At 71.1% G+C, this 12,092-nt stretch carries 10 protein-coding genes; 3 read left to right on the top strand and 7 right to left on the bottom strand.

All coding sequences use genetic code 11. The annotated features are described in order from the left end of the window. A partial coding sequence (locus tag ACFY3I_RS38090) for a hypothetical protein (protein ID WP_390865529.1) occupies positions 1 to 263 on the top strand: 263 nt, incomplete at its 5' end. 186 nt (positions 264 to 449) lie between these two features. On the opposite strand, the gene ACFY3I_RS38085 is transcribed toward ACFY3I_RS38090, so the two are convergent. After that, the gene (locus ACFY3I_RS38085; RefSeq protein ID WP_390865528.1) at positions 450 to 1,457 is read right to left on the bottom strand and encodes a stage II sporulation protein M; all 1,008 of its coding nucleotides are present in this window, start codon (positions 1,455 to 1,457) and stop codon (positions 450 to 452) included. 130 nt (positions 1,458 to 1,587) lie between these two features. Here ACFY3I_RS38085 and ACFY3I_RS38080 point away from each other — a divergent pair, with 130 nt between their 5' ends. Further along, positions 1,588 to 2,586: an RDD family protein gene (locus ACFY3I_RS38080; protein ID WP_390865527.1), complete on the top strand. Its 999-nt coding sequence runs from the start codon at positions 1,588 to 1,590 to the stop codon at positions 2,584 to 2,586. 27 nt (positions 2,587 to 2,613) lie between these two features. On the opposite strand, the gene ACFY3I_RS38075 is transcribed toward ACFY3I_RS38080, so the two are convergent. Beyond that, complete coding sequence (locus ACFY3I_RS38075; protein ID WP_390865526.1) at positions 2,614 to 3,231, bottom strand: hypothetical protein; 618 nt, start codon at positions 3,229 to 3,231, stop codon at positions 2,614 to 2,616. Positions 3,232 to 3,441: 210 nt separating this feature from the next. After that, positions 3,442 to 4,899 carry an adenosylhomocysteinase gene (gene ahcY, locus ACFY3I_RS38070; protein WP_390865525.1) on the bottom strand — a complete coding sequence of 486 codons (1,458 nt, stop codon included), beginning with the start codon at positions 4,897 to 4,899 and terminating at the stop codon, positions 3,442 to 3,444. A gap of 468 nt (positions 4,900 to 5,367) precedes the next feature. Between ahcY and ACFY3I_RS38065 the strand changes: the two genes are divergently transcribed. Beyond that, entirely contained in the window at positions 5,368 to 7,686 is a 2,319-nt protein-coding gene (locus ACFY3I_RS38065) for a fructose-specific PTS transporter subunit EIIC (protein WP_390865524.1), read from the top strand. Positions 7,687 to 7,981: 295 nt separating this feature from the next. On the opposite strand, the gene ACFY3I_RS38060 is transcribed toward ACFY3I_RS38065, so the two are convergent. The 4 genes from ACFY3I_RS38060 to ACFY3I_RS38045 form a co-directional block, all read right to left on the bottom strand. After that, the gene (locus tag ACFY3I_RS38060) at positions 7,982 to 8,962 is read right to left on the bottom strand and encodes a cation diffusion facilitator family transporter (RefSeq protein WP_365284341.1); all 981 of its coding nucleotides are present in this window, start codon (positions 8,960 to 8,962) and stop codon (positions 7,982 to 7,984) included. Positions 8,963 to 9,142: 180 nt separating this feature from the next. Continuing rightward, positions 9,143 to 10,294, bottom strand: a complete 1,152-nt coding sequence (gene manA, locus ACFY3I_RS38055; protein ID WP_390865523.1) for a mannose-6-phosphate isomerase, class I — start codon at positions 10,292 to 10,294, stop codon at positions 9,143 to 9,145. Positions 10,295 to 10,530: 236 nt separating this feature from the next. After that, a complete protein-coding gene (locus ACFY3I_RS38050; protein ID WP_390865522.1) occupies positions 10,531 to 11,658 on the bottom strand; it encodes an SIS domain-containing protein in 1,128 nt (375 codons plus the stop codon). A 193-nt stretch (positions 11,659 to 11,851) separates the two neighbouring features. Beyond that, entirely contained in the window at positions 11,852 to 12,022 is a 171-nt protein-coding gene (locus tag ACFY3I_RS38045) for a Trm112 family protein (RefSeq protein ID WP_365284347.1), read from the bottom strand. Positions 12,023 to 12,092: the final 70 nt, after the last annotated feature.

Genomic DNA, 12,092 nt, shown 5'->3' with positions numbered 1-12,092 from the left:
ATCTGGCGTTGACTTTTGGCACGCTGTTGAGTTCTCAAGGAACGGTCGCTTCCTTTGTACTCACCCTCTCGGGCTTTCCTCCGGGCTTCCCTTCGGTGTTTCCAACCCTACCAGATCCGTTTTCCGTTCCGTTTCCGGTCGGAATTCATTTCCGGTGGCCGTTGGAGGGCCTTTGCCTATTTGATTGCCTCTCGGCTCTCTCTTTCGGCGTTTCCGACTTTATCAGAAGTTCTTGGCCGGTCTTGCCGGCCACTCATTCCTGAGTAAATCGAGGAGTGGCTTCGATGTTCGGAGAGAACTCTCCGTTATGAAGCAGATCGACTCTAACGATCAGCCCTGAACTTGTCCAGTTCTAGGCAACTGTTTGAATCTACCTCCCCAGGAGACCCGTGTCAACGGGTTTTCCGGGGCGAAGAGGAGACTAGCAGCTCACGGGAGGTCTCCGCACATCAGGCAGCCGTGGGGACGGACGCGCTGCGCTCGGCCTCGTCGAGGTCTCCCGTCTCGCCGGCCCGTGCGGCACGGCCGCCGAGGACGAAGACGTAGGTCAGGAAGGCCAGCTCGGCCACGACTCCGATACCGATCCGGGCCCAGGTCGGCAGGCCGGACGGGGTGACGAAGCCTTCGATGGCCCCGGAGACGAAGAGGACCAGGGCAAGCCCGATCGCCATCCCCACGGCGGCACGGCCCTCTTCCGCCAAGGCGACGCGGCGACTGCGGGGCCCGGGATCGATCACGGTCCAGCCGAGGCGGAGCCCGGTGCCCGCGGCGACGAAGACCGCGGTGAGTTCGAGCATCCCGTGCGGAAGGACCAGCCCGAGGAAGGTGTCGAGACGGCCGGCCGAGGACATCAGGCCGAAGCCGACCCCGAGGTTGAGCATGTTCTCGAGAAGGATGTAGAGCACGGGAAGGCCGAGGAACACCCCCAGGACCAGGCACATCGCCGCGGCCTGCGCGTTGTTCGTCCACACCTGGGCGGCGAACGACGCCGCGGGATGGCTGGAGTAGTAGGTCTCGTACTCGCCGCCGGGACGGGTCAGCTCGCGGAGCTGGCTGGGGGCGGCGATGGTCGCCTGCACGTCCGGGTGACTGCCGATCCACCACCCCAGAAGGATCGCGACGACGGTGGATATGAGCGCGGTGGGGACCCACCAGTGACGGGACCGGTAGACGGCGGCCGGGAAACCCTGCCCCAGGAAGCGGACCACATCGCGCCAGGAGGCACGGCGCGCCCCTGTCACGGCGCTGCGCGCGCGTGCCACGAGTTGGCTGAGTCGTCCGACCAGCTGCGGGTCCGGTGCGCTGGACTGGATCAGGGAGAGGTGCGTGGCGGTGCGCTGGTAGAGGGTGACGAGTTCGTCGGCTTCCGCTCCGCTGAGGCGCCGCTGGCGACGCAGGAGCACGTCGAGGCGGTCCCACTCGGCTCGGTGTGCGGAGACGAAGACGTCGAGGTCCATCGGGTATGCCTGCTCCTCGGCTGGTCGTCGACTGCCAGTCTTGGCTGTCAGCTTGTCGTACTGCGGCGCGATGCGCCCTCAGCTTGGCAGACTTGCTCTGTACAGGGCAGACCAGGGGAAGGCGGCGGGCGTGAGTGAGCTGGTGACGGGTGAGGCGGTGGCCCTCGAGCTACGTCCCGCGAGGCTGCCCAGCAGGGCGTTGGCCATCCTTCTCGACCTGGCCGTGGCCGTGGTCGTCTACATAGCTGTCTCCATAGGCCTGGTGGCGGCCACAGCCTCGCTGGACGAGGCCGCGCAGTTCGCGCTCTCGCTCGCCGCTTTCCTCCTGCTGCTGGTGGGCGGCCCGATCGCGGTGGAGACGCTGAGCCACGGACGTTCCCTCGGGAAGATGGCATGCGGGCTGCGGGTGGTACGCGACGACGGCGGGCCCATCCGGTTCCGGCACGCGCTGGTGCGGGGTGCCCTCGGCGTGGTCGAGATTCTGATGACCTTCGGGGTCGTCGCCTGCATAGCGTCGCTGGTGTCGGCGCGCGGTCGGCGGCTGGGAGACGTGTTCGCGGGAACTCTGGTCGTCCGCGAGCGGGTGCCCGTGGGGCAGACCCGGTTCATACCGCCGCCCCCGCCCTGGCTGGCCGGGCGTTTCACCGAACTGGACCTGTCGGCCGTTCCGGACGGGCTGTGGCTTGCCGTCCGGCAGTACCTGACGCGGATGCAGCAGCTCGATCCGCAGGTCTCCTGGGCGATGGCGGACCGGCTCGCGACCGATCTGGCGGCCCGCACCGGGACCCCCGCGCCCCAGGACATTCCGCCGGCGGCCTATCTGGCGGCCGTGGTGCAGGAACGGCAGGCACGCGAGGCCCGGCGGGTCTTCGCCGGTCAGGTGCCGGGCCCGGTCGCGCCGAACGCGTACGCCCCGCCGACGCCGCTCGCTCCCCATGGCCACGGAGGCCACCCGGCCCCGGGCGCGCCGCACGGCTACGCCCCGCCGGAGCCTCAGGCGCCCGCGCCGCAGGCGTCCGTACCTCAGGCGCCCGTGCCCCCTTCGCCCCCTCACCAGCCCCCGGCTGCCGCGTCCGTGGCGCCCCCGGCGACCGAGCGGCCCTCCACCGGTTTCGCGCCGCCGGCCTAGCACCCTCCGGCCCGGTGCCCCGGCCGGTCAGTGATCGAAGACGGACGGCGGTGACCGCAGGTCCTCCAGCTCGACTCCGGGTGCCGCCAGGACCACGTCACCGGCTAGGTGCACGGTGTGCCGCTCCCCCGTGTCCAGGGCTGTGACCTGGTATTCGTCCACGGTCAGAGGGCCGTTGTCAGTGGCGTGTGCTTCGCTCTTCACCAAGGCCCAGGACTGGTCCACGGTGCGCGGGGCGAGGACCGGGTCCGTGAAGGCCACGAGGCGTACCCGGGTGGCGGCGGCGGAGGGGGTGAGGCGCAGGAGACGGGCGGTGGCGACCAGGAACGCGGGGGACGTACCGGTGAAGGCGTGGGCGCGTACACGGCCTTCGGTGGCCTCGGTTCCGGTGGGGTCCGTGCGGACCCAGGTGACGCCGTCGAGAGCGGCGCCGCGGACCCGCCAGTTCCCGGCGTGGAGTTCGAGGCGGATGGGGCGGCCCAGGTCGTCGAGGGCGAGATCGAGCGAACCGCTGTGGTCACCGGACGGGGTGGTCACCTCGGAGACATAGCGCCAGCCGGAGGGGCCGGGGGCGCACTGGAAGTGTTCTTCGCCGAGGGGGGTGCGATCGTGCGGATCGTGGAGCGAATAACGGCCGCGGGGCATGGGGGTCCTGGGTCTTGAGGGGCTGCCGGTCCGGTGCTCGGTACCGCGGTGCGGCCGCGCGGGCGGACCGGCTGGTCAAAGGGGCAGGCCCCCGACACGGGGGTGCGGGGGCCTGCCTCGATGAAGGACCGGAGCCGGTTGCCTCCGAAAGGGCGTGTCAGCGCGCTGTCGTGCTCTTTCGGAGGGCGGCCGCAGTACCTCGGCGGTACCTCAGTAGCGGTAGTGGTCCGACTTGTAGGGACCCTCGACCTTGACGCCGATGTACGAGGCCTGCTCGGGGCGGAGCGTCGTGAGCTTCACGCCGAGCGCGTCCAGGTGCAGGCGGGCGACCTTCTCGTCGAGGTGCTTGGGCAGCGTGTAGACGCCGACCGGGTACTCGTCGGGCTTGGTGAACAGCTCGATCTGGGCCAGGGTCTGGTCCGCGAAGGAGTTGGACATGACGAACGACGGGTGACCGGTGGCGTTGCCCAGGTTCAGCAGGCGGCCCTCGGAGAGGACGATGATCACCTTGCCGTCGGGGAACTTCCAGGTGTGGACCTGCGGCTTGACCTCGTCCTTGACGATGCCGGGGATCTTCGCGAGACCGGCCATGTCGATCTCGTTGTCGAAGTGCCCGATGTTGCCGACGATGGCCTGGTGCTTCATCTTGGCCATGTCCGAGGCCATGATGATGTCCTTGTTGCCCGTCGTGGTGACGAAGATGTCGGCCTTGTCGATGACCTCGTCCAGGGTCGTGACCTGGTAGCCGTCCATCGCGGCCTGCAGGGCGCAGATCGGGTCGATCTCGGTGACGATCACCCGGGCACCCTGGCCGCGCAGCGACTCCGCGCAGCCCTTGCCCACGTCGCCGTAGCCGCAGACGACGACGGTCTTGCCGCCGATCAGGACGTCGGTGGCGCGGTTGATGCCGTCGATCAGGGAGTGGCGGCAGCCGTACTTGTTGTCGAACTTCGACTTGGTGACGGCGTCGTTGACGTTGATCGCCGGGAACAGGAGCTCGCCGTCGCGCTGCATCTCGTACAGGCGGTGGACGCCGGTCGTGGTCTCCTCGGTGACACCGCGGATCTCGGAGGCCAGCTGGGTCCACTTCTGCGAACCGTCCGTGATGGTGCGGTGCAGGAGCTCCAGGATGACGCGGTGCTCGTCGGACTCGGCGGTGTCGACGGACGGCACCTTGCCGTCCTTCTCGTACTCCACGCCCTTGTGGACGAGGAGGGTGGCGTCACCGCCGTCGTCCAGGATCATGTTCGGGCCGCCGGTGGGGGTGTTCGGCCAGGTCAGCGCCTGCTCCGTGCACCACCAGTACTCCTCCAGCGTCTCGCCCTTCCAGGCGAAGACGGGGACGCCCTGCGGGTTGTCGGGCGTGCCGTTCGGGCCGACGGCGATGGCGGCCGCCGCGTGGTCCTGGGTGGAGAAGATGTTGCAGGACGCCCAGCGGACCTCGGCGCCGAGGGCGACCAGGGTCTCGATCAGGACGGCGGTCTGCACGGTCATGTGCAGGGAGCCGGTGACGCGGGCGCCGGCCAGCGGCTGCGCGTCGGCGTACTCCTTGCGGATCGACATCAGGCCGGGCATCTCGTGCTCGGCGAGGGTGATCTCCTTGCGGCCGAAGTCGGCCAGGGAGAGGTCGGCGACCTTGAAGTCCTGTCGGTTGTCGACAGTCGTCATTGCGAGCTGCTCCTCGGAATCGGGTCGAGGGTGGGTACGGCTGGTCTGCGCGGCGGCGGACACAGGGGTGCCCGAGAAGAGGACACAGGCATGCCCGCGTACGCGCAGCGCAGTCCGTCGGAGGCCCTCTCTCCCTCGGCCGGTCCGTAGGGGACCGCCCGACCGCCATCAGCAGCGACGTCTGGCTCCGTCCCAAGCTACACCGGCGAGGCGGGGCGCCCCCAGTCCGCCTGCGCACAGATCACGCCGTTCGGGGGGACGGGAGGAGCCGGCGTGCCGGGATGTGAAGAGGTGATGAGGGTCTCGGCGCGGGGGCGTCCAGGAGCGGCCAGAAGGGGAGTTACGGGGACTTTCGCGGCTTCGGGCCGGGGCGGGGGTGTTGCAGGATGCAGGGGATCGGGGATTCCGATCAAGGGCGCGGGACGTCCGGGACGGCGTTCCGTGTGACGAAGGAGTTAGGAGATCGACGTGACCGGTCCGGCCGGCCCTCCCCCCACGGGCAGCCATGGTGACGAGCCGAAGAAGGTGCGACTGCTGGCGGTGACCGCGTGCCCCACGGGTATCGCGCACACCTACATGGCCGCCGAGAAGCTCGCCCAGGCCGCCCAGAGCCGCGGTGTCGAGATGAAGGTGGAGACACAAGGCTCGATCGGGGCCGAGAACATATTGGATGACAACGATGTCAGGAACGCGGACGGTGTCATCGTCGCGGCGGACAAGGACGTCGACCTGGCTCGCTTCGCGGGCAAGCGGGTGCTGAAGGTGGGTGTGGCCGAAGGCATCCGCCATCCCGAGCGGTTGATCGACCGGGTCGGATCGGCACCCGTGCACCGACCCGGGAGCACGGACCCGGCCGCGACCCCGGCCGCCACCTCTGCCCCGGACTCGCCCGCGACCCCGGAAACGGCCTCGGGCGAGGACGGGAGCAGGGGCAGAGCCAGTGGCAGCGAGCGGAGCGTCGCCTACAAGGCGCTGATGAACGGGGTCAGTTACATGATCCCGTTCGTCGTGGTCGGCGGACTGCTGATCGCGGTATCGCTCTCGCTGGGCGGCAGCCCCGATCCCTCGGGCGGGCTCGTCATTCCGAAGGACTCCTTCTGGATGGACGTGAACAACATCGGAGTCGTCGGCTTCACGCTGATGGTGCCGATCCTGTCCGGATACATCGCCTACGCCATCGGTGACCGGCCCGCGCTGGTGCCGGGCATGATCGGCGGCTGGATCGCCAACACCGGTTCGCTGTACGACTCGAAGGCGGGCGCCGGGTTCATCGGAGCGATCGTGACCGGGTTCCTGGCCGGATACCTGGTGCTGTGGATCAAAAGGATCGAGGTCCCGAAATTCGTCCGGCCGATCATGCCCATCATCGTGATCCCGATCGTGGCGACGACGGCACTCGGGCTGTTCTTCGTCTACGTGATCGGGAAGCCGATCGCCTGGGTCTTCGAGCATCTGACCGGCTGGCTGAGCGGTATGACGGGGACGAGCGCCATCCTGCTGGGCGCGATCCTGGGTCTGATGATCGCGTTCGACATGGGCGGACCGGTCAACAAGACGGCCTTCCTCTTCGGTGCCGGGCTGATCGCGACCGGCAACCAGACCGTGATGGGCATGTGCGCCGCGGCGATCCCGGTCATGCCGCTGGGCCAGGGGCTGGCCACGCTGATCCGTAGGCGGTGGTACGACGAGCAACAGCGGGAGACCGGGTTGGCCGCCCTGTTCATGGGCTGCTTCGGCATCTCGGAGGGCGCGATCCCGTTCGCCGCGGCGCGGCCCGCTCAGGTCATTCCCGCCAACATGCTGGGCGGTGCGGTGGCCGGGGCGATCGCGGGGCTGGCCGGGGTGAAGGACGCGGTGCCGCACGGCGGGCCGATCGTGGCGGTGCTGGGCGCGGTGAGCGGCGTCCCGATGTTCTTCGTGGCCGTCGTGATCGGAGCGGTGGTGACAGCCGTGACGACCGTGACGCTGGTCGACCTGAGCGGACGGAAGAAGGGCGGCGAGCCGGCGGCGGAGGGCCAGGACACCCGGGTGATGGCGCCGGCGGCCGCGCCGGTCGGGTCCGCGACCGGCGGGGGTCCGTTGGCGGGCGGTGCCGGCAGCCCGGGTGGTGCAGGTGGTGCGGGTGGTGCCTTCGCACGGACGCCCACGCCGACGCCTGCCCCGACGACAGCGCCGAAGCCGGGGCCTGGGGCGGCGAAGGCGGCTGACACGGCCGGGAGGGCAGCGGATACGGATACGGATACGGATACGGGAACGGGAACGGTGACGGCGGCAGAGCCGGAGACGGCGGATGCCGTGGTCGCGGGGGACGTACCCGAGGGCGGCTCCGTGGAGGTGCTCTCCGGGTATCTGACCGAACGGACCGTCAAGGTCCGGCTGGACGCGGGCGGCAAGGAGGAGGCGATCCGGGAGATGGCCGGGTTGCTGGCACGCGGTGGCCGGGTCTCGGATGCCGGGGAGTTGGTTGCCTCGGCGCTGCGGCGCGAGGACCAGGGGACGACCGGGCTCGGTGAGGAGATCGCGATCCCGCACGCCAAGACGGATGCGGTGACCGCCCCCGTCGTGGGGTTCGCCCGGTCGGTGGAGGGCGTCGAGTGGGGCTCGCCGGACGGGACGAAGGCGCGGCTGGTCTTCATGATCGCCGTGCCGGAGGCGGCCGCCGGCGACGAGCACCTGCGGATACTCGCCCAGCTGTCCCGGAAGTTGACGGACACCGCGTTCCGCGAACGGCTGCTTGCGGCGCCGGACGAACGGGCGGTGCTGACCGTGTTGAGCGAGGTCGGCTGACCGGTCTGGCCGTGCCGGCGAGGTCGGGTGACCGGTCTCGCCGTGTCGGCAAGGTCAGCTGACCGGTCCGGCCGAGTCGGGTGAGGTCGGCTGATCAGTCTGACCGTGCCGGCAAGGTCGGCTGACCGGTCTCGCCGTGCCGGGCGAGGTCAGCTGACCAGTCTCGCCGTGCCGGGCGAGGTCGGCTGACCGGTTGAGAGTGGGCGCGCCTCCTGCCCCGGCGCTTGTCCGCCGGCTCGGGAGGGGGCGGGCCCGCCCTCTTCGCGGGGTGGGCCCATGGCTGTCGGCCCGGGGGTCAGTGGGCGGCGGGCCGGGGGTCGGGGCCGCCGGGAGTGGCCTGCGGGTCGGGGCCCTTGGCGGCCTCGGCCTCGCTGTAGATGTCGGGTTCGAGGTAGATCACCCGGGCGATGGGGACCGCGGTGCGGATGCGGGCCTCGGCCGCGTTGATGGCGGCCGCGACCTCGCCGGCCGTGTCGTCGTGCTGGACGGCGATCTTGGCGGCGACGAGCAGTTCCTCGGGGCCGAGGTGGAGCGTGCGCATGTGGATGATGCCGGTGACGGTGTCGCCGTCCACGATCGCGGCCTCGATCTTCTTGACCTCTTCGACGCCCGCGGCCTCGCCCAGGAGCAGGGACTTGGTCTCGGCGGCGAGGACGAGGGCGATCAGGACGAGCAGGACACCGATGCAGACCGTGCCGACGCCGTCCCAGACGCCGTCACCGGTGAGCAGGGCGAGGCCGACGCCGCCGAGGGCGAGGACCAGGCCGATGAGGGCGCCGAAGTCCTCGAGGAGGACGACGGGCAGCTCGGGGGCCTTGGCGCGGCGGATGAACTGGGCCCAGGACAGTTTGCCCCGCAGCTCGTTGGACTCCTTGATGGCCGTACGGAACGAGAAGCCCTCGGCGATGATCGCGAACGCCAGGACGCCCACCGGCCAGTACCAGTGCTCGACCTGGTGCGGGTGGCTGATCTTCTCGTAGCCCTCGTAGATGGCGAACATGCCGCCGACCGAGAAGAGGACGATCGAGACGAGGAAGGCGTAGATGTACCGCTCGCGGCCGTAGCCGAAGGGGTGTTGCGGGGTCGCCTCGCGCTGGGCCTTCTTGCCGCCGATGAGCAGCAGGAACTGGTTGCCGGAGTCGGCGACCGAGTGCACGCCCTCGGCGAGCATCGACGAGGAGCCGCTGAACGCGAACGCCACGAACTTCGATGCCGCGATCGCGAGGTTGGCGCCGAGTGCCGCCACGATCGCCTTGTTGCCGCCTGACGCGCTCATGTGTCCGCGATGTCCCTTCTCGCCGTCGTCCGTCCACGCCGTCCCGGCGCGCGCACGCTTTGCCCGTGCTTTGCCGGATGGGTCATTCTTGCAGCCCCGTCGGGGGCCGACTCGTCAGGTATCCACAATCCCGGTACGACAATCCGACCCATCCGGCATCACGTATCTCCGAGACGGCCCTCAGACGATCACCGTGGCACGGAAGACCGTGCCCGCGCCCGAGACCTCCGTCTTTTCGCCCGCGGGGACGAAGACCGACCGGCCGGGGGTCAGCTCCTCCTCGCCCGCCCGGACGGTGCCGGCCGTGCAGAGCAGGATCTGCGGGGTCGTCAGGGTCAGGTCGTGCGGTGCCACGCCCTCGGGCAGGACGTACCGGGAGAGCCGGAACTCGTCGATGGGCGTCTCGTAGACCTCCTCGCCGTCCGGGGCGGCCTCGGGACGCAGCACGCCCGCGTCGCCGGCCTCGAAGCGGACGACACGCAGGAGTTCGGGGACGTCGACGTGCTTGGGGGTCAGACCGCAGCGCAGCACGTTGTCGGAGTTGGCCATGATCTCCACGCCCAGGCCGCTGAGGTAGGCGTGCGGGATGCCGGCGCCGAGGAAGAGCGCCTCGCCGGGCTGGAGGCGGACGTGGTTGAGGAGCATCGCGGCGATCACGCCGGGGTCGCCCGGGTAGTGGTGGGCGATGCCGGCGTAGGGGGCGTGGTCGCCGCCGAGGCGGGCGCAGGCGGCGGCGGTCTCGGCGACCGTGTGGGCCATCTCCTCGCGGTCGGCGCTGAGGATCGCGGTGAGGACCTCGCGCAGGGCCGCTTCCTCCGGCTGGGCGCGCAGCAGGTCGACGTACGGCTTCAGGGAGCCCACGCCGAGGGCCTCGAGGAGTCCGGCGGCCTCCTCCGGGGCGCGGAAGCCGCACAGGCCGTCGAACTCGGTGAGCGCGCAGATCAGTTCGGGCTTGTGGTTGGCGTCCTTGTAGTTGCGGTGCGGGGCGTCCACCGGGATCCCGCGCCGCTCCTCGTCCGCGTAGCCCTCCCGCGCCTGTTCCAGGTCGGGGTGGACCTGGAGGGAGAGCGGCGCGCCGGCCGCGAGGATCTTGAGCAGGAAGGGCAGTCGCGGGCCGAATCTGGCCACGGCCGCCTCGCCCAGTTCGGCTTTCGGGTCGGCGTCGATGACCTCGACGAGCGTGCCCCGCGCGGTGCGCGAGGGGGCGCCCGGGTGTGCGCCCATCCACATCTCCGCCTGCGGCTCGCCGCTCGGCTCGACCCCGAGGAGCTGCGGGATGGCGGTCGGGGAACCCCAGGCGTAGGGGCGGACGGTGTTGTCGAGGCGGTCCATGACTTCTCTCTGCCGGTTCTCTCTGCGTACGGGGCGGCCGGCGAACGGGGTCGCCGGGCGACACGGGCGCGCCCGCCGTACCACTGTGTACGACGGTCCGCGGCGGGTCCACGAACGGGTACGCCGGTGCGGGTCTGTCGCGTTCACCGCGACTTGCCGCGCCGGTCGCCCTTCGTTGCCTCCGGTACGGCCCTCAGGTCGTGGCTCGTGCGGCGGGCCCGGTGCCGGTGTCCACCTCAGGCCCCCGAAGCGAGCGCCAGGTAAACGGCGGCGAAATCCGTGACGGCGATCAGCTCCGCGAGGGTCTCCAGCTCGTCGCCCTCCTCCGGCTCCAGTTCGCTGATCGGCGTGTCGTGGCCGAGGGCGAGCTCGCGGGCGGCGGGCGCGGCGGTGAGGCCGCCCGGCGGACGGTCGCGCAGCAGCACCACGTGCGCGTGCAGCGCGGGGGCCTCCTCCACGCGGTCACGGAAGAAGTCGTCGGGGTCGGCGCTGGCGGCGAGCGGGCCGGCGAGCAGGGCCTGATGGGCGGCCAGTGCCTCGGGGAGCTCGGCGACGAGGGCGGGCCGGCCCGCCAGTTCGGCGAGGGCGGCGGCGAAGCGGCGGCCCGCGGAGCCGGCCGAGACGCCCTCCGTCCAGACCACCGGGAGTGCGTCGGCGAGGTCCGAGGCGAGGGTCTTGGCGGGGTTGCTGTACGTCACGATGGCCGGGCCGCAGCGCTCGGCGATCCGGTCGAGGCGGTCCGCGACCTTCTCCAGGTCGGCCGACGGGGCGGTGACCAGGCCGACGCGGTCGAGCAGCACCAGCAGCGGGGTGAGCAGCGCCCACAGGACCCCCGGGGAGGAGCCGGCGAGCGGCTCGCCGTGGTCGTACGGCGCTGTCGCCATGGGCATGAACAGACCGTGGGCGCCGGCCACCGCCTCGGCGAGCGGGGTCTCGGCGGGGGCCACGGCGGCGACCGAGCAGCCGCGCCGGTAGGCCTGGTCGGCGAGGAGGGACAGGCTCGGTTCGGTGCCGTCCGGGGTGGCGATCAGCAGCAGGTCGACGGAGCCGGCCCAGCCGGGCAGCTCCCAGCGCAGGGCTCCCGCGGCCGGGGCGACGCCGGTGGGGGCCAGCCGGATGACGGGGCTGCCGGGGCCGGCCAGGGTGCCGATGAGGTCGGCGGCGTGGGTGGCGGCGACACCGGGGCCGACGATCAGGACGGCTCGCGGGCGGCCGTCCGGCTTCAGCTCCCTGACACCCGCCTCGATGGCGAGCCGGGCCGCGGTACGGACACGGGCGCCTGCCTCGGCCGCGCCGCGCAGCAGACCTCGGCGGTCGGCCTCGGCGAGGCCCTCCGGCGTGTCGAGCAGCGATTCGTCGAGCATGGGAGCGGCCTCCGGTCGCCGGGGTCCTGGTGCGGTGCTGAGCGGGGCGGGCGTGGCTGAGCGTCGTGGCTGAGCGGTGCGGTCGTGGCGCGGTGGTGATCGGGGCGCGGTGGTGATCGGGGCGCGGTGGTGATCGGGGCGCGGTGGTGATCGGGGCGCGGCCACGGGTGGGACACGACCGCCGGGGTGGTGCTTACGCCGGGCGGCGGGCCTCGTCGACGAGGAGGACGGGGATGCCGTCGCGCACGGGGTACGCCAGGCCGCAGTCCTGGCCGGTGCAGATCAGCTCCGCTTCCTGCTCCTTGACAGGGGCGTGGCAGGCCGGGCAGGCGAGGATCTCCAGAAGGCCGGCTTCGAGCGGCATGGCGTGTTCCCTTCGGGGATTCGGGGGCGGGATGTTCGCGTGCGGTCAGGTTACCGCCGCCGGGCGGGGC

The organism is Streptomyces sp. NPDC001068 (assembly GCF_042897315.1).
In the GTDB taxonomy this organism is placed as follows: domain Bacteria; phylum Actinomycetota; class Actinomycetes; order Streptomycetales; family Streptomycetaceae; genus Streptomyces.
The sequence above is the reverse complement of the archived record's forward strand: the minus strand, read 5'-3'. Positions and strand labels throughout refer to the sequence as shown.